The organism is Kineococcus sp. GCM10028916 (assembly GCF_042674865.1).
Classification (GTDB): domain Bacteria; phylum Actinomycetota; class Actinomycetes; order Actinomycetales; family Kineococcaceae; genus Kineococcus.
Genome location: NZ_JBHTFM010000017.1, coordinates 1 through 26,224 on the forward strand (window position 1 = coordinate 1; position 26,224 = coordinate 26,224).

Sequence of the window (26,224 nt, forward strand, 5' to 3'; positions counted from 1 at the left end):
CTTGCGATCACCAGCCACCGCACCAGCATGCCCGACATGGACCCACATCTGAAACAGTCACTGAGACTCAGGACTCCTCGGCGATGGCGGGGGCGCTGACCCCGGCGGGACAGGGCTGGACGGGGAACTCCACCGGTCCGCCGTCGCGGGTGTAGCTGTTGCAGACCAGGTCGATCCGGTCGCCCTCCACGAGGAACCCGCCGACGTGCTGCCGGTTCCAGATGAACTTCGAGTTCTGGACGATCCCACCGCACTCGAACACGTCGAGCCCGGTTCCGTTGCGCTGCAACGTGGTACGGTCGACATCGTAGCGTCCGTCCTGGCTGCAGGAGATCCCGGCGCCCCGGTTCCCCCGGATGAGGGAGTCCCGCACGACGAAGGCCCCGGGGTCGATGGAGAAGGTGAAGAATCCCGTCTGGTTGGCCTCGGCCGTGGACCGCTCCACCCGCAGGCGCCCGTCGAAGACCGCGACGCCGCCCCGGGAGTTCCCGCTGAGGAGGGAGTTCCGCACGACGACGTCGCCACCCTGCTCGCTGTCGACCCCGACCCCGTTGCCCTGCAGCCGAGCCTCGCGCACGGTGCCGCTCACGCTCACCGGCCCGTCGTCGTTGGAGTAGTTGGCGGTGACCCCCGTACCCCACCCCGAGATCGTGCCGTTGCGGACGGTGACGTCCCGGGCGGCGAAGAAGACGCCGCTGCTGTCCGTCCCGGCGCCCGGGCCGGTGACCGAGTGCCCGTTCAGGTTGAGTTCGATGCCGTCACGCGCGAGCTGCAGCCCGCCGCCCTCGGGACAGACGACGTCGGCGGCCAGTCGCACGCTGGTCGTGAGGGTCGTCCCGCAGGGGACGACCACGGCCCGCGGCGCAGCCGCCGCCGACGCCCCAGGAGCGAGGGTCAGGAGCGCTGCGGTGAGAGGAGTGATCGCGAGAACTGCCGTGCGCTGACGCATGAAGACCTTCTTCGCCCGAGACCCCGATGTCTCCACGCAGCGTAGCGCTCAAGTGACACTCAGGAAAGGTTCAGGCGGCGCCGCCGTGACCGCGTCCGCCGGAGCCCGGGCAGGTCGTGCCCGGGCGCCGGCGGGTCGGGAACGATCGACCGGTTCAGCTGGGGGAGGGGTCAGACCCCTGGGCCGCCTCGCGCAGGGCGGGGATGATCTCGCTCTGCGCCACCTTCAGGAACTCCGACTGGTGCTCCCCGCCGATCTGCACGAGCGAGAGGTCGGTGAAACCCGCCTCGAAGTAGGCGGACGCGGCTTCGACGATCGCGTCGACGGAGTTCCCGCAGGGGATCGTCCCGGCGACGTCCTCGGGACGCACGAACTGCGTGGCGCCCGCGAAACCGGCGGTCGTCGGCAGGTCGGCGTTCACCTTCCAGCCACCGGCGAACCAGCGGAACTGCTCGTGCGCCCGGGCGGTCGCGGCGTCCTGGTCGGCGTCCCAGCTGACCGGCATCTGCCCGATCTTGCGGCTGGGCCGCTGGCCGGGTTCGCGGGCGGCGTCCCAGGCGGCCAGGGCGGCCTCCGGCTCCACCGCGACGAGGTGGTCGGCCAACGGCGAGAACCTCGTCGCCGACTTCTCGCCGCTGACCGCGACGGCGATCGGGACCCGGTGCTCGGGAACGTCCCACAGGCGGTGGGAGTCGACCCGGAAGTGGTCGCCGACGTAGGTGAGGAGTTCCCCGTCGAAGAGGTTCGAGATGATCTCGCAGGCCTCGACGAGCATGTCCTGACGTTCCTCGACCGCCGGCCAGCCCTGCCCGACGACGTGCTCGTTGAGGTTCTCCCCGGAACCCAGGCCGAGGACGAAGCGCCCCTCGGAGAGGATCTGCACCGTCGCGGCCTTCTGGGCCACGATCGCGGGGTGGTAGCGGATCGTGGGGCAGGTCACGTACGTCATGAGTTCCACCCGGGACGTCGTCGCCGCGACCGCCCCGAGCACCGACCAGGCGTAGGGCGCGTGACCCTGCGAGGTCAGCCACGGCGAGGCGTGGTCGGAGAAGACGATCGTGTCGAAACCGGCCTCCTCGGCCGCCATCGCGTCCCGCACCAACCAGCGCGGGTCGGACTGCTCGCTCATGCAGGTGTAGCCGATGCCGGTGTTCACGCGATCGCCTCCACGAGGGCCTTGCTGAACGCCGGCAGGTCGTCGGGGTTGCGGCTGGTGATGAGGGGCCCGGGACCGGAGAGGTCCACGACGACCTCCTCGTCGACCCACTCGGCCCCGGCGTTGCGCAGGTCCGTCCGCAACGAGGGCCACGACGTCATCCGTCGGCCCTTGAGCACGTCGGCCTCGACGAGGGTCCACGGGGCGTGGCAGATGGCCGCGATGGGCCGCGTCGACGCGGCGAACTGCCCGACGAACTTCACGGCCGACAGGCTCGTCCGCAGCGCGTCGGGGTTGGCGACCCCCCCCGGCAGGACGAGCGCGGCGTACTCGCTCGGGCTCGCGTCGTCCACGACGACGTCGACGTCGAAGGTGTCGCCCTTGTCGAGGTGGTCGAAGGCCTGCACCTGACCGGCCTTCGTCGAGATCAGCACGGGCTCCCCGCCCGCCTCCTGCACGGCCTTCCACGGTTCGGTCAGCTCGACCTGCTCGATGCCCTCGGTGGCCACGAGGAACGCGACCTTCTTGCCCTGCAAGCTGGTGTCCGTCATGGCCCCACGCTGACACCGCGACGGGCGGTCGGCATCCGGGAAGGGCACCGTGAGGCCACCGTGAAGGGCACGCTGCGCTGCCTGAGGGGGGCGTGGAAGGATCGCCCTGCCAGAGTCGCCAGACGGAGGAGTCTCCATGCCCATCGCCACCCCGGACGTCTACGCCGAGATGCTCGACCGCGCGAAGGCCGGTTCCTTCGCCTACCCGGCCATCAACATCTCCTCGAGCATCACGCTGAACGCCGCCATCCGTGGTTTCGCCGAGGCCGAGAGCGACGGCATCGTCCAGGTCTCCACCGGTGGTGCGGAGTTCCTGTCGGGCACGACCGTCAAGGACATGGTCCTGGGCTCGCAGGCGCTCGCCGAGTACGCCCACCACGTGGCCAAGGGCTACGGCGTGAACATCGCCCTGCACACCGACCACTGCCCGAAGGACAAGCTGGACGGCTTCGTGCGTCCGCTGCTCGAGATCTCGGCCGAGCGCGTGAGGTCGGGTCGCGACCCGCTGTTCCAGTCGCACATGTGGGACGGCTCGGCCGTGCCGCTCGACGAGAACCTCTCGATCGCGGAGGAGCTCCTGGCCCGGGCCGTCGCCGCCAAGATCATCCTCGAGGTCGAGATCGGCGTCGTGGGGGGCGAGGAGGACGGTGTCGCCCACGAGATCAACGACAAGCTCTACACGACCGTCGACGACGCGCTGGCGACCGTGAACGCGCTCGGCTCGGGGGAGAAGGGCCGCTACCTGACGGCGCTCACCTTCGGCAACGTCCACGGCGTCTACAAGCCCGGCGGGGTCAAGCTGCGCCCGGAGATCCTCAAGGAGATCCAGGAGAAGGTCGGCGCGCAGGTCGGCAAGGACAAGCCGTTCGACCTGGTCTTCCACGGCGGCTCCGGGTCCTCCGACCAGGAGATCAGCGACGCCGTCGACTACGGCGTCATCAAGATGAACGTCGACACCGACACCCAGTACGCCTTCACCCGCCCGATCGCGGACCACATGCTCCGCAACTACGACGGTGTGCTGAAGGTCGACGGCGAGGTCGGCAACAAGAAGACCTACGACCCGCGGGTCTGGGGCAAGGCCGGCGAGACGGGCATGGCCGCCCGCGTCGTCGAGGCCGCCCAGGCGCTGCGCAGCGCGGGCAAGAGCGTGAAGTGACGCGCTGAACGCGAGAAGGCCCGGTCCCCTCGCGGGGCCGGGCCTTCGTGCTGGCGGGTCTCAGGCGGGCTGCGGCCCGTCGTCGTCCGGCGCGGTCAGCCCCGGTTCCTCGTCGACGACGTCCAGGAGCTGGACGATGTTCGTCGTCTCGATGAGGAACTTCACGACCGCGGGCGGGCGGATCAGCGTCACCCGGCGCCCCTTGGACCGCGAGGCGAGGCGCGCGAGGAACGCGAGCCCCGTCGAGTCCATGAAGGTCACGTGGTGGGCGTCGACCTGCAACGGCCGGCCCGAGGTCAGCGCGTCCTCGGCCGCCTCGAGCAGGTCCGGGCCGAGCTCGGCGTCGATCTCGCCCGTGAGCACCACCCGGGTGGCCCGCGGTTCGTAGAGGACGTGCACCGAGCCGGGGTCCACCGAGCGCACCTGGGGCACCCGGGGGGCCTCGCCCGGCGGTGTCGCGTCGTTCGTCATGGGTCCTCCGTGGTCCGACCGCTGTGTGCCGTGCCCGGCTTCTACAGGCAGCGGATGTCCTTCCGTCCGGTCTCGAACCGGGCGGTGGACCCGACGTCGTGCCCGCCACCCTCGACGCGCGCTCCGTTCGAGCCCCCTGCATGCTATCGACCGAGGCACGCACCGTCGTCGCGCACCTGCGACGACCCATCGCGTCCCAGACCACGAGGAGCTCCACCCCGATGTCCCGCAGCAGCCCGCAGGCGCTCGCGCTGCGCGAGCCGGCCGCCGTGCTGCTGCTGGTGTCGGTCCCGGGGGCTGCGACGGGGGAGCTGCTGGCCCTCGACGCGACCGCCCGCGCTGCCGCCGGGGTGGCCGAGGGCGAGCTCCCGCCGCGCGACCTGCGGGACTTCCTGCGTCGGGCCGGACTGGTGGCCGATCCCGTCTGGGACCGCCTCGAACGCGGTGAGGTGGTCGCGGGCGCCCGACTGCCCGGTGACCTCTGGGTCAGCGCCGGCCGGGTCCCCGGCCACGACCAGCTCCTCGTCGTCGTGGTGCGCACCCACGCCGTCGAGCACGCGGGCCACGACGACACCCGCGGCGTCGTCGCCGCCGGCCCCGGGACGGCGTTGTCCGCCCTGCGCGAGGGCCACCTCGTCGTGGACTGGATCGACGGCGCCTTCACCCGCACCACCGGGGCCACCGCGCACGACGTGCTGGGCCGCTCCTGGGAGGAGCTGCTGAGCACCCGTGACGAGGCCGCCCTGGCGGAGCTGACCCGCAGCGTCTCCCTGGCCCGGCCCACGACCGTCACGGTCCTGGACCACCGCGGCGACGGCACCGCCTTCCTGCACGAGGTCCGCACCGTCCCGCTGCTGGACCGCACCGGCGCCGTCTGCCACGTCGTCTCCTGGCACTCCGACGTGACCCGTCGCACCGCCGAGGCGAGCGCCACCGACCACACCACCGATCGCAGCGCCGAACGGCGGGCCGCCACCCGCCTCGAGGTCCTCGGCCGCCTCGACGCCGTCGTGCTCGACGAGGACGTGACCCACGGGATCCGCTCGGTCGTGCGGGTGCTGGGCGACCACCTCGTCTCCGCCGCGATGGTGGCGCTGCTGCGCGAGGGACCCGGGGGCGCCGCCACCGAGGTCGAGGTCGTCGCCGCCCACGGCCCGCACCTGCACGGGCTCGTCGGCCACCGGCTGCGCCGTTCGCGCCAGGCCGGCTCGGACCCGCTGCTCGACCCCGCCGCGCCCGACACGGGGGAAGCCCTGGAGATCGCGGCGCTCGACGCGCCTCCCGGGACCGCGACCGCGTGGCTCGCCGAGCTCACGGCGGGAACCCCCGCCCTGGCCCTGCCCCTGCGGGGTCGGGAGAACGTCGTCGGCGTCCTCGTGGTCGTCCCGCACCCCGGGGGGACCGGGCCCGAGGACCGCACCGTGCTCGCCGGGGCGGCGCGCCGCGCGGGGTTGCTGGTGGAGAACGAACGCCTGCACGCCCGCGAGCACGCCCTGTCCGAGACGCTGCAGCGCAGCATGCTTCCGGACGCGACGGGCCTCGACGGGATCGAGGGCCTCGACGTCTGGACGTTCTACGCCTCCAACGCCGAGCACGCCCAGGTCGGCGGTGACTGGTACGACGTCCTGCCGCCGGCGGTCGACGGCGGCGGCCAGCACGTCGCCGGGATCGTCGTCGGCGACGTCGTCGGCCACGACGTCGAGGCCGCGGCCGCGATGGGTCAGATCCGTTCCGTCGTCCGCTCCGCCGCCCACGAGCTCGACGACCCCGCCAGCGTCCTGATGCGCGTCGACCAGCTCACCGGCGGCATGCGCATCCCGCGGATGGCGAGCCTCGTCTACGCGACCCTGCAGCGCCTCGACGACGGCGGCTGGGAGATGGCCTGGTCCAGCGCCGGACACCTGCCGCCGCTGCTGCGCCGCGGGAACGCCGACCCCCGGGCGGTGGAGGTCCTGAGCGAGGCGACCGGCACCCTCGTCGGGCTCGGCGAACGACCCCGACCCACCCGCGAGCGCGCCCTCGCGCCCGGCGACGTCCTCGTCTTCTACACCGACGGCCTCATCGAGACCCGCGCCCGGCCCCTGCACGACGGGCTCGAGGTCCTCGTCGAGGTCCTCGCCGCCTCCAGGGCGCGCGACGCCGCCGGCATCGGGGAGGAGCTGCTCAGCGGACTCGGCGACACCCCCGAGGACGACACCGCCATCGTCGTCGTCCGCGTGCCGGAGGAGTCCGAGGCCGACGGCGGAGCGCTGCCCACGGCCGACACCCCCCGCCGTCGCCGCTGGCAGCTGCCCTCGGAGCCGTCCTCCATCGGCAAGGCGCGGCACGCCACCCTGCGCGCCTGCGCCGTCTGGGGCCTGCAGTGCGGCCCGCAGGCCGAGATCGTCGTCTCCGAGCTCGTCGCCAACGCCGTCCTGCACGGCTGGGGGACCATCGGACTGCGCCTCTTCGACCTGCCGGGCGCCCTGCGCCTGGAGGTGGAGGACGACAGTCCCGAGGAACCCCAGGTCGTCGAGGCCCGTCCCGACGGCGCGGGTGGGCACGGCATGCGCCTCGTCGCCTCGCTGGGCCGGTGGGGGACCACCCGCACCCGGCGGGGCAAGATCGTCTGGGTCGAGATCCCGACCGCCCCGAAGAACTAGGAGAGGACCTCCCGTGACCACCGGAACCAACCTGCTCGGCGGACCCCCGCCCACCCACCTGCCCGCCGTCCCCGAGGTCGACGCGGAGCTCGCCGCCGGGAAGGACCCCGACGCCGTCGCCGCCGGGCACCCCTCGGCGTCGTTGCCCTGGGCCCTGCTCGCCGAGCGCGCACTCGCGGCGGGGGAGACCATGACCGCGTACGCGTTCGCGCGCACCGGGTACCACCGCGGGCTGGACGCGTTGCGTCGCGCCGGCTGGCGCGGACACGGTCCCGTGCCGTGGGCGCACGAACCGAACCGGGGTTTCCTGCGGGCGCTCGCCGTCCTGCAGCAGGCCGCGGCCCGCATCGAGGAGACAGAGGAAGCCGTGCGCTGCACCACGTTGCTCGAGGACTGCGACCCGATCGCCGCCCGGGAGCTGATCCCCTCGTGACCGACCCCGCGACGCCCGAGCGTCCCGTCCTCGTCGTCGGGGCCGGCATCTCCGGTCTGGCCTGCGCCCGCGTGCTGGCCGACGCCGGGGTGCCCGTGCGGGTCCTGGACCGCGGGCGTCGCGTCGGGGGTCGCATGAGCGGGCGCCGGGTCGAGACGAGCGTGGGGACCCGCGTGGTCGACCTCGGTGCCGCCTACTTCACCGCCGAGGGGTCCGGGGGGTTCTCCGAGGTCGTGGCCGACTGGGAACGTCGGGAACTGGCCCGGCCCTGGACCGACACGTTCGCCAAGATCTCCGGCCGCGCCGCCGCGGGCGGTGGGCTCGCGGGGTCCTCGACCGGCCCCGTGCGCTGGGGGACCCCCGGCGGGCTGCGGAGCCTGCTCGACGACCTCGTCGCCCCACCGGGACGGGAGCCGCTGGACGTGGTGAGCGGCATCGACGTGGAGGCCGTGGACGGCACCCTCGACGGCCCGGTCGTCGACGGGCGTGCCGCCGCCGCGGTCGTGCTCGCCATGCCGGACCCGCAGGCCGCGGACCTGTTGCCGCGCATGGTCGCGACGCGTCTGGACGTGTCCGCGCGCTGGAACTGGCGTCCCTGCATCTCCGTCTACGCGGCCTGGGACCAGCGCTGGTGGCCGGACTTCCACGGAGCCTTCGTCAACGACTCCGACCTGCTCGTCTTCCTCGTCGACGACGGGTCCCGCCGGGGCGACGGGGCTCCCGTCCTCGTCGCGCACGCGGCCCCGGACGTCTCCAGCGACCACCTCGACGCCCCTGCCTCGATCGTCCCCGAGGTCCTCGCGGAGCTCGGACCCCTGCTGACGTCGGCGGCGACGCCCGCGCCGACCTGGGCCCGCGCCCACCGCTGGTCCCTGGCGGAACCGTTGCGCCCGCACGCCGACGCGGCGTTCGGCTGGGACGAGGGCAGCCGGATGGGCGTCTGCAGCGACGCGTGGGGTGGACGGCCCAAGGTGCAGACGGCCTGGGAGTCGGGCACCGCGATCGGTCGCGATCTCGCGGAGCGGTTCGCCGGCTGACCGCCCGGGCGGTCACCACCCGGTAAGCTCGGCGTGGTCTGCGGCGACCGCCCCACCGCTCTCGGGTGCCGGGTGGTCCGTGGGGCCAGATGCACCCGGACAAGTCGTGTCACAGGAAGACAGGGGATCTCATGCCCGCGATCGTGCTCGTCGGCGCCCAGTGGGGGGACGAGGGCAAGGGCAAGGCCACCGACGCCCTCGGCGCACGGGTCGACTACGTCGTGAAGTTCAACGGCGGCAACAACGCCGGCCACACGGTCGTGGTCGGCGACGAGAAGTACGCCCTGCACCTCCTGCCCAGCGGGATCCTCACCCCCGGGGTCACCCCCGTCATCGGCAACGGTGTCGTCGTGGACCTCTCGGTGCTCTTCGAGGAGATCGATGCGCTGACGGCGCGCGGGGTCGACTGCTCGAAGCTCCTGCTCTCCGCCTCGGCCCACGTGATCGCGCCGTACCACCGCGTGCTCGACCAGGTGACCGAGCGGTTCCTGGGCAGCCGCAAGATCGGGACCACCGGTCGCGGGGTCGGACCGTCCTACGCGGACAAGATCAACCGCATCGGCATCCGGGTCCAGGACCTCTTCGACGAGTCGATCCTGCGGCAGAAGGTCGAGGGCGCCCTCGACCAGAAGAACCACCTGCTGCTGAAGGTCTACAACCGTCGCGCGGTGTCGGTCGACCAGACCGTGGACGAGCTGCTGTCCTACCGCGAGCGCATCGCGCCGATGGTGACCGACGTCAGCCTCGAACTCTCCCACGCCCTCGACCGCGACGAGATCGTCCTCTTCGAGGGCGGCCAGGCCACGATGCTCGACATCGACCACGGCACCTACCCGTTCGTCACGTCCTCCAGCGCCACCGCGGCCGGTGCCTGCACCGGGGCGGGGATCCCGCCGAACCGGATCGACCGCATCGTCGCCGTCGTCAAGGCGTACACGACGCGAGTCGGCGAGGGGCCGTTCCCCACGGAACTGCTCGACGCGGACGGTGAGAAGCTGCGCCAGGACGGCGGCGAGTTCGGCACCACGACCGGTCGCCCGCGCCGCACCGGCTGGTACGACGCGGTCATCTCGCGCTACGCGGCCCGGATCAACGGGGTGACCGACTTCGTGCTGACCAAGCTCGACACCCTCACCGGCTGGGAACGCATCCCGGTCTGCGTCGCCTACGACGTCGACGGCGTCCGGCACGACGAGATCCCGATGTCGCAGACCGACTTCCACCACGCGACGCCGGTCTACGAGTTCTTCGACGGCTGGACCGAGGACATCACCGGCGCCCGCACGATGGCCGACCTGCCGAAGAACGCCCAGGCCTACGTCGAGGCCCTCGAGGAGTTCTCCGGTTCCCGGATCTCCGCCGTCGGCGTCGGTCCGGACCGCGAGCAGACCGTCGTGCGGCACGACCTGCTCGGGTCGTGAGCGAGGACACGGGTCCCGTCCGGTTCGTGGTGCGGGAGGCGGCGCTCGCCGACCTCCCGCCCGCGGTCCTCTACGCCCTGCTCCGGCTGCGGGTCGAGGTCTTCGTCGTCGAGCAGCGCTGCGCCTACGCCGAACTCGACGGTCGCGACCTCGAACCCTCGTGCCTGCACGTGTGGGCCGAAGCGCCGGACGGCTCCGTGCTCGCCACGCTGCGGGTCCTGCGCGACACCGACGGACGCGGCCGCATCGGGCGCGTCGCGACGGCCGCCGGCGCCCGCGGGGCCGGGGTCGCGGGGGCGTTGATGCGCCGGGCGCTGGAACTCCTCCCCGGGGTGGACGTCGTCCTGGACGCCCAGGCCCACCTCGAGCGCTGGTACGCCCGGTTCGGTTTCGCCGCCAGCGGCCCCGAGTTCGTCGAGGACGCCATCCCGCACGTCCCGATGCTGCGATCCGCCTGACCTCCGCAGCGACCCGACGCACCCCGCGACGTGGCGGGGTGCGGGCGCGGTCGGCGCGCCACGTTTCGCGCAGGTCAAGCTCGTGTTTCCATTGCGCTACGGGCTGGGCGGATTGTTTGGTGCATCGTCGGAGATGTGGTCAAATCGTCCAGCCTCGGACAGGATGCACGTGAGGACTACAACGGGGTGAGTCCAGTCCGTCTCCCACCACGAACGAAGCGGGACCATGAAACGACGTTTGTCCGCCTCCATCGCCGCACTGGGTCTGCTGGCGTTGAGCGCCTGCTCGACCTCCACGGCCCAGAACGACGACGACGCCGCCGGCGGGAGTGACGCCCTCACGGTCGGCACGACCGACAAGGTCACCAAGATCGACCCAGCCGGGTCCTACGACACGGGCTCGACGTTCGTCGAGAACCAGGTCTACCCCTACCTCGTGGAGCAGAAGCCGGGCAGCTCCGAGGTGGAACCCAGCATCGCCGAGTCCGCCGAGTTCACCGACCCCACGACCTACACCGTGAAGCTCAAGTCGGGTCTGAAGTTCGCCAACGGTCACGAACTCACCTCCTCGGACGTGAAGTTCAGCTTCGACCGCCAGAAGGCGATCGCCGACCCCAACGGACCGGCCTCCCTGCTGGGATCCCTCGACTCCGTCGCGACGCCCGACGCCAGCACCGTCGTCTTCACCCTGAACCGGGCCGACCAGACGTTCCCGCAGATCCTCGCCAGCGCCGCCGGGCCCATCGTGGACGAGCAGGTGTTCTCCCCGAACTCGCTCACCGCGGACGCCGACATCGTGGCCGCGAAGGCGTTCGCCGGCCCGTACACGATCGCGAGCTACCAGTTCAACAAGCTGGTCTCGTACAAGGCGTTCGACGGCTACCAGGGGCTGCTGGGCAAACCCGCGTCGAGCACCGTGAACATGACGTACTACACCGACGCGAACAACATGAAGCTCGACATCTCCAACGGCAAGATCGACGTGGCGTGGCGCTCGCTGTCCGCCACCGACATCGCCGACCTGGAGAAGAACGACAAGGTCAAGGTCCACAAGGGCCCCGGCGGGGAGATCCGCTACGTCGTCTTCAACTTCGACACCATGCCGTTCGGGGCCAAGTCCGACAGCCCCGACCCGGCCAAGGCGCTCGCCGTCCGCCAGGCGATGGCCGACTCCGTCGACCGCGAGGCGATCGCCGACCAGGTCTACAAGGGCACCTACACCCCGCTCTACTCCTACCTCCCCGAGGGTCTCGCCGGGGCCAACGAGTCCCTCAAGAGCGCCTACGGCGACGGTTCCGGTGGGCCGGACGTGGACAAGGCCAAGCAGGTCCTCGCCGCGGCCGGGGTGACCACCCCGATCGACATCAAGCTGCAGTACAACCCCGACCACTACGGTGCGTCCTCGGGTGACGAGTACGCGCAGGTGAAGCAGCAGCTCGAGGACACCGGGCTGTTCACGGTCGACCTGCAGTCGACGGAGTGGGTCCAGTACTCCAAGGACCGTTCCTCCGACGTGTACCCGATGTACCAGCTGGGCTGGTTCCCCGACTACTCCGACGGGGACAACTACCTCACGCCGTTCTTCTACGACACCGACGAGTCGGCGAGCTTCCTCGCCAACCACTTCCGCGACCAGGCGATCAACGCCGAGATCGCGGAGCAGGTCGGGATGACCGACGCCGACCAGCGCAAGGCGCTGATCGGGAAGATCCAGGACGACGTCGCCGCGCAGCTGCCGACGCTGCCGCTGCTGCAGGGTTCGCAGGTCGCGATCTCCGGCACCGACGTGAAGGGGGTCGACGACACGCTCGACGCCTCCTTCCGGTTCCGGTTGTCGTCGCTGAGCAAGTAGGCCTCCGGCCGCACGACGAGGCGCTCGCCCGCGCGGTGGGCGCCTCGTCGTGCGTGCGGTTCCCGTCGCCCCGGCGCCACGACCCTGCAGGCGCTGCCCACCCCCGGAGCAACCCATGTCATCGACGACCGCTGTCCCCGGTACCACCGACGGCGCACCCGACCCGGTCGCGGCGCCGCGACGAGGCGGTGGTTCCGGCCTCCTGCGTTACCTGGTGGTCCGGTTCCTGCTGATCATCCCGACCGTGTGGATCCTCACCACGCTCGTGTTCTTCCTGATGCGGATCACCGGCGACCCCATCACCGCGGCTCTCGGTGGGCGACTCACGTCGGCGCAGCTGGCCGAACGCGTCCACCAGGCCGGTTACGACCGGCCGATCCTCGTCCAGTACGTCGAGTACATGGGGAACCTGCTGCACGGTGACTTCGGGACCTCCATCTCCGACGGCCGTGCGGTCACCGACGTGCTGCTCGAGTACGGCGCCGCGACGCTCGAGCTCGCGTTCTACGCCGTGATCGTCGCCGTCGTGCTGGGCATCCCGCTCGGGATGGTGGCGGCCCGGGTGCGGGACCGCTGGCCCGACGCGACCCTGCGCATCCTCGCGGTCCTGGGCTACGCGACCCCGGTGTTCTTCGCCGGTCTGCTCCTGAAGCTCGTGTTCGGTTCCTTCTGGCCGGTCCTCCCGGTCGCCGGCCGGGCGAGTTCGAACGTGCAGCTCGTCATGGGCGGGGTCGTGAGCCCCACCGGGATCTACACCCTGGACGCCCTGCGCATCGGTGACGTCGGCGCGCTGGGCGACGTGCTCTCGCACGCGGTCCTGCCGGCCGTCTGCCTCGGGGTCATCACCGGCAGCACCTTCCTGCGCCTGACCCGGACGAACCTCATCGGTACCCTCGACGCCCAGTACGTGGAGTCCGGGCGCTCCCGCGGGGTCAGCGAGTTCCGCCTCGTGACCCGGCACGCGCTGCGACCGGCCCTGATCCCGATCATCACCGCCATGGGCCTGCAGATCGCCATGCTCCTCGGCGGAGCCGTGCTCACCGAGACGACGTTCGAGTGGGGTGGGCTGGGGAACCAGCTCGCGCAGTACCTCACCGCCCGCGACTTCGTCGCCGTGCAGGGCATCGTCGTCCTGCTCGCCGTGATCGTCGCCGTGACGAACTTCGTGGTGGACGTCATCGCCGCCCTGATCGACCCTCGAGTGAGGTACTGACATGACGGATCCGCAGCAGGACACCGTGGCCCCCGATCCGACCTCCGACCTCCCGACGTCGGGCCGGCGGTCGTCACCGCTGTGGCGCCTCCCCGTCCTGCGGGAACTGCGGTCCTCGGTCGGGCTGCAGCGCGGCATGCTCCTCACCGGGCTGGTCATCGTCGGCGTGGTCGTCCTGGTCGCCGTGTTCGTCCCGCTCATCGCGCCCTACGGGTACTCGCAGCTGAGCGACGCTGACGGCGGGTTCGGCGCCCAGCAACCGCCGAGCTCGGCGCACCTGTGGGGCACGACCGTCGGTGGCTTCGACGTCTTCTCCCGCGTCCTGTGGGGTACGCGGACCGCGCTGTTCGTGATCGTGGTCGCCGTGGCGATGAGCCTCTTCGTCGGGGTGGCCCTCGGTCTGGTCTCCGGGTACCTGGGCGGCTGGTTCGACCGCGTGCTCGTCGTCGTCGCCGACGCCGTCTACGCCTTCCCGTCGCTGCTGCTGGCCATCGTCATGACCATCGTCATCTCGGGCGGTCAGTCGAAGGTCGTGGGCGGGGTCCTCGCCGCCGCCATCTCCATCACCGTGGTGTTCGTGCCGCAGTACTTCCGCGTGGTGCGTTCGGAGGCGGCCCGGATCAAGGCCGAACCGTTCGTGGAGGCCGCCCAGGTGCTGGGGGAGTCGACCCTGCGCATCATCGTGCGGCACGTGTTCCGCAACGCCACCCGCAACATCCCGCTCATCTCCACCCTCAACGCCTCCGAGGCGATCCTGACGCTCGCGGCCCTGGGCTTCCTGGGTTTCGGCATCGAGCCGACCTCGGCGTCGGAGTGGGGTTTCGACCTGAACAAGGCCGTCTCCGACGTGACGAGCGGCATCTGGTGGACGGCGCTGTTCCCGGGTCTCGCGATCGTGCTGACGGTGCTCGGCATCACCCTCGTCGGTGAGTCCATGAACGACCTGTCCGACCCCCGGCTCCGCCGCCGCAAGCGTGCGCTGAAGGCGGCGTCCGCCGCCGGGCACGTTCCCGCGCGCGCCGCTGTCCCCATCCGTTCCGAGGGCGCGATCCTCGACATCTCCCACCTCCACGTCACCTTCGCGACGGACTCCGGTGACGTCCCGGCCGTCCGCGACCTGTCGCTGCGGGTCGTGGCCGGCGAGGTTCTGGCCATCGTCGGTGAGTCCGGGTCCGGGAAGAGCGTGACCGCCCGCAGCATCCTCGGGTTGCTGCCCGAGACCGCGACCCGTTCGGGGGCGGTGGTCCTCGCCGGGACCGACGTCCTCACCGCGTCGTCGGCGCGGCTGCGGGCGATGCGCGGCGCCGACGTGTCGATGGTCTTCCAGGAGCCGTCGACGGCGCTGAACCCCGTCTACACCGTGGGCTTCCAGATCGTGGAGGGGTTGCGGGCGCACAACCCGCGGACCTCCCGCAAGGAGTTGAAGGCGCGGGCCGTCGCGGCGATGGAGCAGGTCGGCATCCCCGACGCGGCCTCGCGCTACGACTACTACCCCCACCAGTTCTCCGGCGGGCAGAAGCAGCGCATCGTCATCGCGATGGCCCTGGCCCTGGGGGCGGAACTCATCGTCGCGGACGAACCCACGACGGCCCTCGACGTGACCGTGCAGGCCGAGATCCTCGACCTGCTGCGGGACCTGCGGGACCGGACGGGCACGGCGATCGTCCTCATCACGCACAACATGGGCGTCGTCGCCGACCTGGCCGACCGGGTCGCCGTGATGTACCGCGGGGAGGTCGTCGAGGTCGCCGACGTGGCGACCCTGTTCGCCGCGCCGCAGGCCGACTACACGCGGCGCCTGCTCGCCGCGGTGCCGCGGCTCTCGGTCACGGAGGTCGACGGGATCTCCACCGGGGCCTCCTCCGGGGAACCGCTGCGCGAGGTGTCCGTCGCGGACCCGGTCGTCGTGTCCCGGGGGCTGCAGGTCGTGTTCCCCGGAGGGATCGGCAAGCCGGACTTCCACGCCGTGCGCGGGGTCGACTTCTCGATCGCGCGGGGTGAGGTCCTGGGTCTGGTCGGGGAGTCCGGTTCGGGGAAGACGACGATCGGGCGGACCCTCGCCGGTCTGACTCCGGCCGCCGGTGGGTCGCTCACCGTCTTCGGTCACGAGATGGTCGGGTTCAAGGAGCGCGCGTTCCGGCCGCTGCGCAAGCAGATCGGGTTCGTGTTCCAGGACCCCGCCGCGTCGTTCAACCCGCGGCTGACGATCGGGGAGTGCGTCGCGGAACCCCTGGTGGTGCACCGGCCCGAGGTCGGCGCGACCGCACGGGCCGCGCGCGTCCGCGAGCTGCTCGAGGCCGTCGAGCTGCCCACGTCGTACGCGGACCGCTACCCGCACGAGTTGTCAGGCGGTCAGCGCCAGCGGTGCTCGCTGGCCCGGGGGATCGCGCTCGACCCCGAGCTCCTCATCGCCGACGAACCCACCTCGGCCCTCGACGTCTCGGTGCAGGCCACCGTGCTGGAGCTGTTCACGCAGTTGCAGCAGCGGTTCGGTTTCGCGGCCCTGTTCATCTCCCACGACCTCGCCGTGGTGGACATGCTCGCCGACCGGATCGGGGTGCTGTTCCACGGCCGCCTCGTCGAGCACGGCACCAGCGAACAGGTGCTGCGCGATCCGCGGCACGACTACACGAAGCGCCTGATCGCCTCGTTGCCGGTGCCCGACCCCGCCGAGCAGGCCGGCCGCCGCGAGCTCGCCCGGACCCTGCGCCAGCAGGCCTGAGCCCCACCCCCGACCCGTGATCTGGCGGGGAATCCCCGCGGGATCACGCGTCGGAGGGGTGGCGGTGGGCGGCGACGAGGCGGGTGAAGGCCAGCAGGCAGGCCGCGGCGAGCCACGCGATGAGCGCTGAGGTCGGTTTCATGCGGCCTGCGCTGATGCCGATCGCCAGGACGGCGGTCGCCGCGACGAGCATCGGGGCGGCCCGGAGGGACCAGCGACCGCTCGGCTCCGGGGCGGGTCGCTTGTCCGGCGTCAACGCTGCGAGGGCGCAGGCCAGGACGAAGAGCATCCACAGGACTCCGCTCGGCTCCGAACGGTGGCCGAAGGCCACGACGGCGGCGACGGTGATCAGGCTGAGGGCCACGAACGTCCAGTAAGCCAGCTCGACCGGGTCGGGAACGGGCCCGGCGTTGCGCAGCGGGACGTGCCACCAGGCGCGTCGCCTCAAGACCGTGCCGACGTGGTCGGCGGCGATGAACGTGAGGGGCCCGACGAAGCCGAGGCCGGTGCCGTGCTGCTGGGTCACGGCGAGCGCCATGATGAAGAGCCAGCTGAGCAGCTGCACGACCAGACCCCCGGCGTAGAGCCGCCGTGCCGGGCCCCGCTGCCGCAACGGGTGCGTCGGGAGCGTGTCGATGAGTTCCTGGGACATCGTCGTCGTCCTCACAGTCCACGGTTCCTGAGGGTCTTGTGCAGGGCCTGCCGGGAGACGCCGATGAGTTCGGCGAGTTCCACCAGGCTGTGGTCCTCGACCAGGTCCGCGAGGAGCGAGGCGCGCGCACCGGCCACGTGCGAGCGCAGCGCCGATGCGGCGGCGTCGACCTCGGCCAGCACCAGCGCGGCCCCCAGCGGGCCCCCGCACTCGCCGAGCCAGTCGCGGCCAGTGGGCTCTCCCCACAGCTGGGCGAGGAGGCCGCGTCCGAGGTCGTCCACCACGTCGCGCACGACGGCCGGGGTCGTGCGGGTGGCGAGGCGGGCCGAGACGGCGCCCAGGGAGGAGTCCCCGGCGCGGTGCGGCAGGGCCTCGCGCCACTCCTCCGTGTCCGTCACCGACATCATGAAACCCAGGGTTGACGACTGTGTCAACCCTGGGTTTCACCCTGCCGTTCGTGATCTTGCGGGGATTCCCCGCAAGATCACGAGTCGGAGGGGGTGGCTCCTTCGCCGAGCTTGACCTCGACGTCGCGGTGGGTGCCCTCGTCGACCTCGACGGTGGTCGCGACGGGGGCGTAACCCGCCGCGGTCAGCGTGTAGTGGCCGGCGGAGAGGTCGTCGAAGTGGAACGAGCCCTCGGGGTCGGTGGTGGCACGCTCGACGACGGAGCCGCCACCGTCCACCAGCGTCACGGCGGCCTCGGGAACCCCGCGTCCGTCGCTGGCCGCGGACACCTGGCCGATCAACCGGCCACCGTGGCTGAGGCGCACGTCCTCCTCGAGCTCCTGGCCGGGCCCGAGGTCGATCGTGCGGGCCACCGGACGGAACGACTCGCTCAGCACGCTCAGGACGAACGTGCCGGCCACCAGGTCGCTCAACCGGTAGCGACCCGCCTCGTCGGTGCGGGTGGAGGCCACCACCCGGCCCTGGACGTCGAGCAGGGTGAGGACGCCGTCGCACACCGGGTCCTTCCCGTCGGCCCCCGTCACGAGGCCGTGCACGGCGGCGTTGCCGACGAGCCGGACGTCGTGGCGCACCGTGCGGTCGGAGACCGGGACGAGGTGCGCGGCGGGTTTCGCGTCCGCCGCGGCGACGATGAGGACGAACGTGCCGCCCGCGTCCAGCGGCAGCTCGTAGAACCCGACCTCGTCGGACGTGCTCCGCACGACCTGCTGTCCCGCGGGGTCGGTGACGGTGAGCACGGCGCCGGCCAGCGGGTTCCCCGCCGACCCGGTGACCAGCCCGACGATCCCGAGCGGGAGGTCCTGCAGGATCCGCGCGACCCGCTGCTCGGCCGGCATCCCGTGCGGGGTCCCCGCGAGTTCCGGGTCGACCGGCCGGCGACGTTCCTCGCGCTGGCTGGGGACCGGAACCGCCTGCGCGGGGGCCGGTCCGCTCGAGGCGGCGGCCTCGGTGCTGAGCAGCGCGTCGAGGCTGCGGCCCTCGGCGTCCACGTTCGGGACGAGCTTCTGCATCCACCGCGGCATCCACCAGGCGGCGTTGCCGAGCAGGGTCAGCGCCGCGGGCATGATGACCATGCGGACGACGAGCGCGTCGGCGAGGACGCCCACGGTGAGGGCCATGCCGATCGAGCCGATGATCTGGTCACCGCTGGTGGCGAACCCGACGAAGACGCCGGACATGATGAACGCGGCCGCGACGACGACGGGCGCCGACCGGCGGAACCCGGCGAGGACGGCGTCCTTGGGCCTGCGGCCGTGGGCGTGCTGCTCGTGGATCGCCGACACCATGAACATCTGGTAGTCCATCGCGAGCCCGAACAGGATCCCGACGACCAGCACCGGCATGAAGCTCAGCAGCGGTGCCGGCTGGGGGACCTGGAAGACGTCGGAGAGCCAGCCCCACTGGTAGATCGCGACGACCGCCCCCAGCGAGGCGCCGAGCGAGAGCAGGAACCCGACGGTGGCCAGCAGCGGCACCGCCAGCGAGCGGAACAGCATGATCAGCAGGAGGAGCGCCAGGACCACGATCAGCGCGATGTACTTCGGCAGCGCGTCGTTGAGCGAGTCGGTGACGTCGATGTCCAGCGCGGTCTGACCGGTGACGAGGACCTCGGCCCCGGTGGTGCCGCCGGTGGCGGAACGGATGTTGCGGACCAGGTCGCTGGTGCGGGTGTCCGTCGGCCCGCTACCGGGCACGACGGTGATGAGCTGCGCGGTGCCGTCGGCGGAGGGGATGCCCGGCACGACGGCCGCCACGTCGGCGAGGCCCTTGACCTCGTTCGTGACCTCGGTGGCCGCGCCGGCGACGGCGGTCGGGTCCGTGCCGTTGACCAGGACGAGGAGGCTGGACTGCGAGCCCGGCCCGAAGCCCTGGACGAGCAGGTCGTAGGCCTGGCGGGAGGAGCTCGCCGGGTCGTCGTTCTCGGCCGAGGGCAGCGCCGTCCGCATCGAGGCGACGGGGATGGCGATGGCGCCGACGAGGACGACGGCCACGAGCAGCGAGACGACGGGGTGGTTGGTGACGCCGCGGGCCCAGCGGCCCAGCAGCCCCGGACCGGCGAGGTCGGCCTCGGCGTGGTCGTCGCTCTCGGCGGCGGCCCGCAGGCCGGCTGGGTCGCGGTGGCGTTCCTTCTTGGGCAGCACCTTCAGGCCGAGGACCTTGAGGAACGCCGGGACGGCGGTCAGGGCCACGATGACGGCGACGAAGACCGTGGCCGCGGCGGCCAGACCCATCTGGGTCAGGAACGGGATGTCGACGACGGCCAGACCGGCCAGGGCGATGATGACCGTGGTCCCGGCGAACACGACAGCCGTCCCGGCCGTCCCGGTCGCCTTCGCGATGGCCCGGTCGAGGGTCTCCCCGCGACGCAGTTCGGTGCGGGTGCGGGCGAAGACGAACAGGGCGTAGTCGATGCCGACCGCGAGCCCGAGCATGCCCGCCAGGGCCGGGGTGGTGGCCGAGAGCGAGACGACGTTGCCCAGCGCGGTGATGCCGAGGATGCCGGCGCCGACCCCGAGGCCCGCCGTGAGGAGGTTGGCCCCCGCGGCGGCCAGGGCGCCGTAGGTGAGGATGAGGACGAGGAACGCGACGGCGACGCCGATCGCCTCGCTGGCGTGCCCGGCCTCGCTCGTCACGACCTGCGACGTCATCTCGACGCGGACGTCACCGGCGTCGTGGTCCGTCGCCGCGACGAGCGCGTCGGCCTGTTCCTTGGTGATGTCCCCGACGACCCCGTCGAAGGTCACCGTCGAGGACGCGATCGTCCGGTCGGCGGAGAGCATCGGGGTCTCGGCCGCGAGCGGGTCGCTCACCGAGACGACCCCGTCGAGGCCGCGCAACCGCGCCAGCAGGTCCTCGACGGAGGCCGCGTCGGCACCGGTGAGGGTCTGCCCCGCGGGGGCCTGGAAGACGACCGTCGCGGTGGCGTTGTTGGCGCCGGCGGAGAACTTCTGCCCGATGAGGTCCAGACCCTCGCTGGCCTGCGTCCCCGGGATCGAGAAGCTGGTGTCGGTCGCGGCCGTCTTGTCGACTCCGTAGGCGAGGCCGGCGAGGACGGCCAGCAGGACGGCCCAGACGGCGAGCACCTGCCAGTGGCGGCGGGCGCTGAAGCGGCCCAGTCGGTACAGCAGGGTTTCCATCGGGGAGAGGCTCCTTCGTGAGGGACGACACGAGGTCCGTCGGCGCCGGTGGCGACGTCGCTCTACTGCGTGGAGATGCTCGACGGTACCCCGGCCGCGCGAGGCGGGCCAAGAGACATCACCTAGTCGATCGGCTAGTTGTCGACGGGTGGATCATCCGTCGAAAGTCGTAGCCGCAGGTACAGTGACGTCCGGACGGCACCGGACGTCCACGGTGACGGGCGGGAGATCGATGACGGCGACGGTCGGCGACGGACGTCCGCCGGGACCCGGTCGGACCCGCCTGCACGAGGCGGCGCTGCGGTTGTTCGCGGAGCACGGCATCAGCGGTACGTCGTTGCAGATGATCGCCGACGAGATGGGCGTCACCAAGGCCGCGGTGTACCACCACTACAAGACCAAGGACGACCTCGTCGTCGGGGTGGTCGCGCCCTTCCTCGACCGCGTGCTCGAGATCGTCGAGCGGGCGCGGGCCCGGCGGGGTCGTCGGGCGCAGGTCGAGACCGCCCTCGCGGGTCTCGTGGACCTCATCGTCGAGGTCCGTCGGATCTACGTCGTCGCGGCGGTCGACCCGGTGTTCGCGCACCTGCAGGAGCACCACCCGCGCATGCGCGAGATCGGTGAGGAACTGCGCGAACTGCTCGCCGGCCCGGACGCCGACGACGAGCGGCGGGTGGCGACGGTGTTCTTCCTGACCGGGATGGTCGGCCCGCTGGGCGACGAGACGTGCCGGGACATCCCGGACGACGCCCTGCGCGGGATGCTCATGGACATCGGTCGACGCTTCCTGCTGCCGCGCAGGGCGCCTCGGATGGTGAGCTGCCGGTGAGCCTGATCGCGATCCTCAGCGAGGTCCTCGTGGTCCTCGACTACGTCGTGAAGGTGGTCGCGGTCGGAACCGTTCCCGAGAACCGGAAACCCGGTTCCTCCTCGGCCTGGTTGCTGCTCATCCTCTTCCTGCCGATCGTCGGGTTGCCGCTCTTCCTGCTGCTGGGCAGCCCCTACGTCACCGGCCGCCGCCACCGCCTGCAGCAGCAGGTGAACCAGGTCATCGCCGAACGCGTCGAGGACCTCCCCTCGCTCCCGCCGGGTCTGGTGGCCGACGCGCACCTCGCCTCGCTGCTCGGGCTCAACCGCCGGCTCACCTCGCTGCCCTGCGTCTCCGGCGACCACCGGCGGCTGCTGCCGGACGGGGAGTTCGTCGGTGCGCTCGCGGCGGCCGTCGCGACCGCCGAGCGCAGCGTGCACGTCGAGTTCTACATCGCGGCCCTCGACGCCACGACGGAACCTTTCTTCGACGCCCTGCGCGACGCCGTCGCGCGCGGGGTGACGGTGCGCTTCCTCTACGACCACCTCGGGTCGCGCAAGTACCCCGGTCACATGCGCATGAACGAGCGGCTCACCGCCGACGGGGTCGAGTGGCACCGCATGATGCCGATCGACCCGCTGCGCGGCCGGTGGCGCCGCCCGGACCTGCGCAACCACCGCAAGCTCGTCGTGGTCGACGGCCGGACGGGTTTCGTCGGTTCCCAGAACCTCATCGACCAGGGGTACCTCGTCCGCAAGAACGTCCGGGCGGGGCGGCGCTGGGTCGACCTCAACGTGGAACTCACGGGGTTCGTCGTCCAGTCCCTGGAGGCGGTGTTCGCGACCGACTGGCTCGCCGAGACGGGGGAGACGCTGACGCAGGTGGACGCCGTGGGGCCGGAACCGTCCGGCGGCTCCACGGGCGCCTTCCAGGTCGTCCCCTCCGGTCCGGGGTTCCCGACGGAACCGAACCTGCGGATGTTCTCCGCGCTGATCCACGCCGCGACCCGTTCGGTCTCCGTCGTCAGCCCCTACTTCATCCCCGACGACGGTCTGGAGCAGGCCATCACGACCGCGGCCTACCGGGGTGTCGACGTCGAGCTCTTCGTGTCCGAGAAGGCGGACCAGTTCATGGTCCACCACGCGCAACGGTCGTACTACACGACGCTGCTCGACGCCGGGGTCCGGATCCACATGCTGCCGTTCCCCGCCGTCCTGCACAGCAAGGTGCTGGTCGTGGACGGCGAACGAGCCGTGATCGGGTCCAGCAACATGGACATGCGCTCGTTCAGCCTGGACTACGAGGTGTCGCTGCTCGGCCTGGAACCCGCGTTCGTCGGGGAACTCACCGCGAAGGTCTCGGAGTACCGCGAACGGTCCCGGGAACTCACGCCGGCGGAGTGGTCGCAGCGCCCCCTCCGCCAGCGCTACCTCGACAACGTCATGCGCCTCACCGCCGCGTTGCAGTGAGACCCCGGCCCCACCCGTCCCCGGCCACTCCTGGGAAGGTTTCCACCCTTCACGACGTGAGGTGGGGTGGAAAACTTCCCAGGAGTCGGTCGATCAGGCGCCGGAGACGTGGATCTTCAGGCCGTCGAGGTAGGACGCGACGTTCGCGCGCACCTGCTCGACGTTGTCGCCGCCGAACTTCTCCAGCACCGCGTCGGCGAGCACGAGCGCCACCATGGCCTCGGCGACGACACCCGCCGCGGGGACGGCGCAGACGTCGGAACGCTGCGCGATCGCCTGCGCCGCACCGCCCGAGGAGGTGTCGACGGTGTCCAGGGCGCGGGGGACGGTCGAGATGGGTTTCATCGCGGCGCGGACCCGCAGGACCTCGCCGTTGGTCATCCCGCCCTCGATCCCGCCGGCCCGGTCGGTGCGGCGGCGGACGGTCATGCCCTCCGCGCCGTCCCCGCCGTCGGTGCGCTCGATCTCGTCGTGCGCGGCGGAACCGCGGCGGCGGGCGGTCTCGAAACCGTCGCCGACCTCGACGCCCTTGATGGCCTGGATGCCCATGAGCACCGCGGCGAGACGCGCGTCGAGCTTGCGGTCCCAGTGCACGTAGGACCCGAGGCCCGGCGGCAGGTCGTGCACGACGACCTCGACGACCCCGCCGAGGGTGTCGCCCTCGGTGTGGGCCAGGTCGATCTCGGCGACCATCGCCGCGCTGGTCGCGGGGTCCACGCAGCGGACCGGGTCCGCGTCGATGACGTCCCGCTGCCCGCGGGCGGGGACGACGCCGGCCGGGGCGTCCACCGTGCCCAGCGACACCACGTGCGAGACCACCTCGGCCCCGACGGTCTGGGCCAGGAAGGCGCGGGCGACCTCGCCGAGGGCGACGCGCGTCGCGGTCTCGCGGGCCGAGGCGCGTTCCAGCACCGGCCGGGCGTCGTCGAAGCCGTACTTCTGCATGCCGGTGAGGTCGGCGTGGCCCGGGCGCGGCCGGGTCAGGGGGGCGGAACGGCCCCGGGCCGGCAGCCGGCCCGGCTCGTCGTAGCGGCGGCCCTCGGCGTCGACCGGGTCCGCGGCCATGACCTCCGACCAGCGCGGCCACTCGGTGTTGCCGATGCGCAGCGCGATCGGGCCACCCTGCGTGACCCCGTGGCGGATGCCGCCGATGACCTCGAGCTCGTCCTGCTCAAAGCCCATCCGGGCGCCGCGGCCGTGGCCGAGGCGGCGGCGGGCGAGCGCCGCGCGGATCTGGGCGCTGTCGACCTCCACCCCCGCGGGGAGGCCTTCGAGGATCCCCGCGAGCGCGGGTCCGTGGGATTCACCTGAGGTCAGCCAGCGCAGCACGTGCCTGATTCTGCCGCACCGGGGGGCCCCGACCTCGCCGCGAGGGGGGTCGGGGGGCCGGGAACGGCCGGGTGGTGCCGCCGATCAGTCGGCGAGGTCGCTCAGCAGCGGGTCGATCCGGTAGGGCACGAGCTCGCGCATGGCCAGCGAGGTCCGGGTCCGGACGACCCCGGGGATGGACAGCAGCCCCTGTCCCACCCGGTAGAGGTCGTCGGCGTCGCGGGCCACGACCCGGCACATGAGGTCCCCGTCACCGGTGATGCCGTGCACCTCGAGCACCTCGGGGGTGTCCTTGAGCCGGCGCAGGGTGTCGTCCTGCTGCCCCTGGTGGATCTCGATCATGACGAACGCGGAGACCGAGAACCCCAGCGCGGCGGGGGCGAGCCGCCGGGAGAACCGGTGCAGGACGCCGTCGGCCTCGAGGCGTTCGAGGTGCGCCTGGACCGTCCCCCGGGCCAGACCCAGCTGGCGCGAGAGGCCCAGCACGGTCGCGCGGGGATCCTCGTCCAGGGCGAGGAGGATCCGGGCATCGATGGTGTCGAGACGGCGCACGGGTGACATCCTGGCGCATCCGAGGCCGTGCTCGACGAGCAATGTGCCCACTCGATCGTGTCTCCGGTGCGTTTTGTGGTCGGAGCGGGTGGTGCGCGGCGTTCAGAGGACGCCGCGCACGGTCTCCTCGAAGCCCGTGACGTGCTCGTGGGCCAGTCGCGCCGCCTCGTCGGCGTCGCCCGCGACGATCGCCTCCAGCAGGGCCACGTGCTCACCGACGTGTCCGGCGAAGGTCGGGAGCCGGTCCAGGACGAGGCACCAGATCCGGGTCGCGAGGTTGTCGTGGCGGACGAGGACGTCCGCGAGGTAGGCGTTCCCGCAGTGCCGGTAGATGCTGCGGTGGACCTCGACGTCGTGACGCATGAGTTCGCGCTGGGTCAGCGTCCCGCCGTCGACCTCGGCGTGCAGGCCGGCGACGGTGCGGGCGAGCTCGCGCATCTCCGAGCGCGCGGCCGCACCCGCCCGCCGGGCCGCACCGGCGGCGGCCAGGGGTTCCAGGGCGCGGCGGATCTCGGAGATCTGGCCCAGGTCCGTCATGTCCACGGTGGTCGCGAACGTGCCCCGGCGGGGGTAGGCGACGACGAGGCGGTCGGCCTCGAGGCGTTTGAACGCCTCGCGCACCGGCGTCCGTCCGACGCCGAACTCCTTGGCCAGGGCGTCGTCGTGGAGGGGCTCGCCGGGTCTGATGTCGAGCACGAGCAGGCGGTCGCGCAGCCGCTCGTAGGCCTGGTCGGCCAGCGTGGGGGTCGGCTCCAGCGAGGTCTCCGCACTCACGGCAGCATCCTAGGTGGCTGTCCGTGGACTGGTACGTCAGTCCGCCGGCAGCGCGGTCCGCTCGGGCGGTGGCCCGGCGACCCGTTTGAGACCATGTCGGCGTGAGGACCACGTGAAGGACACTCCCGGCGGCGACGCACCGCGCACCTCGCCGGTGCAGTCCGTCGACCGGGCCGTCACGATCCTCGAGGTCCTCGCCGAGCTCGGGGAGTCCGGGGTCACCGAGATCTCCCAGCGCCTCGACGTCCACAAGTCGACGGCGTTCCGGCTGGTGACCGCGCTGGAGGGCCGCGGACTGGTCGAACAGGTCGGGGACCGCGGCAAGTACCGGCTGGGGATGGCCGTCGTCCGCCTCGCCGGCGCCGTCGCCGACCAGCTGGACGTCACGCGCCGGGCCCGTCCGGCGTGCGAGGAGCTGGCCGCCGCCACCGGGGAGACCGTGAACGTCGCCGTCGCGGACGGTGACGCGGCGATCAACGTCGACCAGGTCCGGGGCGCGTCCTCCGTGGTGACCCACAACTGGGTGGGGGAACGCACGCCGTTGCACGCGACGTCGAGCGGGAAGGTCCTGATGGCGTTCTGCCCGCCGGTCCGCTCGGCCGGGGTGTCCGGCCGGTTGCGCCGCTTCACCGACGCCACCCTCGTCCGTCGTCGTGACCTCGAGGAGGTCCTCGACAAGATCGCCGTCGACGGGTACGCGACGACGCTGGAGGAGCTCGAGGTCGGGCTCCACGCCGTGGCCGCGCCGGTGCACGGCCCCGACGGGACGGTCGTCGCGGCCATCAGCGTCTCCGGTCCGGCCTACCGCCTCACGACGGAACGGCTGCTCGAGGTCGTCCCCGCCGTCGTGGAGGCGGCCGCCAGGGCGTCGCAGGCCCTCGGCGGGCGTCCGTGAGGGCCGCACTCGTCCCTTGACGTCGATCGCGACCCACCCCTAGGCTCGTCGACGACTGATATACCAGTCGTCGAGAC

Annotated in this window: 22 protein-coding genes and 1 pseudogene; 13 read left to right on the forward strand and 10 right to left on the reverse strand. The window is 72.0% G+C overall.

Annotated elements, in window-relative coordinates; all coding sequences use genetic code 11:
- Nucleotides 1-67: 67 nt before the first annotated feature.
- From ACFQ46_RS16395 to ACFQ46_RS16405, 3 genes are all read right to left on the reverse strand, one after another.
- Nucleotides 68-949, reverse strand: a complete 882-nt coding sequence (locus ACFQ46_RS16395; protein ID WP_380260458.1) for a right-handed parallel beta-helix repeat-containing protein — start codon at nt 947-949, stop codon at nt 68-70.
- A 154-nt stretch (nt 950-1,103) separates the two neighbouring features.
- Entirely contained in the window at nt 1,104-2,105 is a 1,002-nt protein-coding gene (locus tag ACFQ46_RS16400; RefSeq protein ID WP_328293189.1) for a TIGR03557 family F420-dependent LLM class oxidoreductase, read from the reverse strand.
- On the reverse strand, nt 2,102-2,656 hold the full coding sequence (locus tag ACFQ46_RS16405) for a type 1 glutamine amidotransferase domain-containing protein (RefSeq protein WP_380260459.1): 555 nt from the start codon (nt 2,654-2,656) through the stop codon (nt 2,102-2,104). Before ACFQ46_RS16405 ends, ACFQ46_RS16400 begins: the two co-directional genes overlap by 4 nt.
- Before the next feature lie 136 nt (nt 2,657-2,792).
- Here ACFQ46_RS16405 and fbaA point away from each other — a divergent pair, with 136 nt between their 5' ends.
- Nucleotides 2,793-3,815 carry a class II fructose-bisphosphate aldolase gene (gene fbaA / locus ACFQ46_RS16410; RefSeq protein ID WP_380260460.1) on the forward strand — a complete coding sequence of 341 codons (1,023 nt, stop codon included), beginning with the start codon at nt 2,793-2,795 and terminating at the stop codon, nt 3,813-3,815.
- Nucleotides 3,816-3,875: 60 nt separating this feature from the next.
- Here fbaA and ACFQ46_RS16415 read toward each other — a convergent pair whose 3' ends face one another.
- A complete protein-coding gene (locus tag ACFQ46_RS16415; protein WP_328293186.1) occupies nt 3,876-4,286 on the reverse strand; it encodes an STAS domain-containing protein in 411 nt (136 codons plus the stop codon).
- Between the two features lie 221 nt (nt 4,287-4,507).
- Here ACFQ46_RS16415 and ACFQ46_RS16420 point away from each other — a divergent pair, with 221 nt between their 5' ends.
- The 9 genes and pseudogenes from ACFQ46_RS16420 (at nt 4,508) to ACFQ46_RS16460 (ending at nt 16,064) form a co-directional block, all read left to right on the forward strand.
- A complete protein-coding gene (locus ACFQ46_RS16420; protein WP_380260461.1) occupies nt 4,508-6,928 on the forward strand; it encodes a SpoIIE family protein phosphatase in 2,421 nt (806 codons plus the stop codon).
- A gap of 13 nt (nt 6,929-6,941) precedes the next feature.
- Nucleotides 6,942-7,361 (forward strand): DUF3151 domain-containing protein, encoded by a 420-nt coding sequence (locus ACFQ46_RS16425; RefSeq protein ID WP_380260462.1) that lies wholly within the window; start codon nt 6,942-6,944, stop codon nt 7,359-7,361.
- Nucleotides 7,358-8,398 (forward strand): NAD(P)/FAD-dependent oxidoreductase, encoded by a 1,041-nt coding sequence (locus tag ACFQ46_RS16430; protein ID WP_380260463.1) that lies wholly within the window; start codon nt 7,358-7,360, stop codon nt 8,396-8,398. Before ACFQ46_RS16425 ends, ACFQ46_RS16430 begins: the two co-directional genes overlap by 4 nt.
- Before the next feature lie 131 nt (nt 8,399-8,529).
- Entirely contained in the window at nt 8,530-9,819 is a 1,290-nt protein-coding gene (locus ACFQ46_RS16435; RefSeq protein ID WP_380260464.1) for an adenylosuccinate synthase, read from the forward strand.
- On the forward strand, nt 9,816-10,277 hold the full coding sequence (locus ACFQ46_RS16440; RefSeq protein ID WP_380260465.1) for a GNAT family N-acetyltransferase: 462 nt from the start codon (nt 9,816-9,818) through the stop codon (nt 10,275-10,277). The genes ACFQ46_RS16435 and ACFQ46_RS16440 overlap by 4 nt, the downstream gene beginning before the upstream one ends.
- Nucleotides 10,278-10,503: 226 nt before the next feature.
- The gene (locus ACFQ46_RS16445) at nt 10,504-12,129 is read left to right on the forward strand and encodes an ABC transporter substrate-binding protein (protein ID WP_380260466.1); all 1,626 of its coding nucleotides are present in this window, start codon (nt 10,504-10,506) and stop codon (nt 12,127-12,129) included.
- Between the two features lie 115 nt (nt 12,130-12,244).
- Nucleotides 12,245-13,342, forward strand: a complete 1,098-nt coding sequence (locus ACFQ46_RS16450; RefSeq protein WP_380260467.1) for an ABC transporter permease — start codon at nt 12,245-12,247, stop codon at nt 13,340-13,342.
- A gap of 136 nt (nt 13,343-13,478) precedes the next feature.
- Nucleotides 13,479-14,297 (forward strand): annotated as a pseudogene (locus tag ACFQ46_RS16455) (ABC transporter permease); the annotation flags it as partial.
- A 75-nt stretch (nt 14,298-14,372) separates the two neighbouring features.
- Nucleotides 14,373-16,064, forward strand: coding sequence for a dipeptide ABC transporter ATP-binding protein (locus tag ACFQ46_RS16460; protein WP_380260948.1), 1,692 nt, complete (start codon nt 14,373-14,375; stop codon nt 16,062-16,064).
- Between the two features lie 43 nt (nt 16,065-16,107).
- Here ACFQ46_RS16460 and ACFQ46_RS16465 read toward each other — a convergent pair whose 3' ends face one another.
- From ACFQ46_RS16465 to ACFQ46_RS16475, 3 genes are all read right to left on the reverse strand, one after another.
- Nucleotides 16,108-16,716, reverse strand: coding sequence for a hypothetical protein (locus ACFQ46_RS16465; protein ID WP_380260468.1), 609 nt, complete (start codon nt 16,714-16,716; stop codon nt 16,108-16,110).
- Between the two features lie 11 nt (nt 16,717-16,727).
- On the reverse strand, nt 16,728-17,114 hold the full coding sequence (locus tag ACFQ46_RS16470) for a hypothetical protein (RefSeq protein WP_380260469.1): 387 nt from the start codon (nt 17,112-17,114) through the stop codon (nt 16,728-16,730).
- Between the two features lie 86 nt (nt 17,115-17,200).
- Complete coding sequence (locus ACFQ46_RS16475; RefSeq protein WP_380260470.1) at nt 17,201-20,320, reverse strand: MMPL family transporter; 3,120 nt, start codon at nt 20,318-20,320, stop codon at nt 17,201-17,203.
- 232 nt (nt 20,321-20,552) lie between these two features.
- On the opposite strand from ACFQ46_RS16475, the gene ACFQ46_RS16480 reads away from it, so the two are divergent.
- Both ACFQ46_RS16480 and cls read left to right on the forward strand, forming a co-directional pair.
- Entirely contained in the window at nt 20,553-21,149 is a 597-nt protein-coding gene (locus ACFQ46_RS16480) for a TetR/AcrR family transcriptional regulator (RefSeq protein ID WP_380260471.1), read from the forward strand.
- The gene (gene cls / locus ACFQ46_RS16485) at nt 21,146-22,597 is read left to right on the forward strand and encodes a cardiolipin synthase (protein ID WP_380260472.1); all 1,452 of its coding nucleotides are present in this window, start codon (nt 21,146-21,148) and stop codon (nt 22,595-22,597) included. Before ACFQ46_RS16480 ends, cls begins: the two co-directional genes overlap by 4 nt.
- 93 nt (nt 22,598-22,690) lie before the next feature.
- Here the strand turns inward: cls and aroC are convergent, their stop codons facing one another.
- The 3 genes from aroC to ACFQ46_RS16500 all read right to left on the reverse strand — a co-directional run bounded on the left by aroC (nt 22,691) and on the right by ACFQ46_RS16500 (nt 25,252).
- Complete coding sequence (gene aroC, locus ACFQ46_RS16490; protein WP_380260473.1) at nt 22,691-23,926, reverse strand: chorismate synthase; 1,236 nt, start codon at nt 23,924-23,926, stop codon at nt 22,691-22,693.
- An 84-nt stretch (nt 23,927-24,010) separates the two neighbouring features.
- A complete protein-coding gene (locus tag ACFQ46_RS16495; protein WP_328293171.1) occupies nt 24,011-24,487 on the reverse strand; it encodes an Lrp/AsnC family transcriptional regulator in 477 nt (158 codons plus the stop codon).
- 93 nt (nt 24,488-24,580) lie between these two features.
- Complete coding sequence (locus ACFQ46_RS16500) at nt 24,581-25,252, reverse strand: GntR family transcriptional regulator (protein WP_380260474.1); 672 nt, start codon at nt 25,250-25,252, stop codon at nt 24,581-24,583.
- Nucleotides 25,253-25,406: 154 nt separating this feature from the next.
- Between ACFQ46_RS16500 and ACFQ46_RS16505 the strand changes: the two genes are divergently transcribed.
- Nucleotides 25,407-26,147 (forward strand): IclR family transcriptional regulator, encoded by a 741-nt coding sequence (locus ACFQ46_RS16505; protein ID WP_380260950.1) that lies wholly within the window; start codon nt 25,407-25,409, stop codon nt 26,145-26,147.
- Nucleotides 26,148-26,224 lie beyond the last annotated feature (77 nt).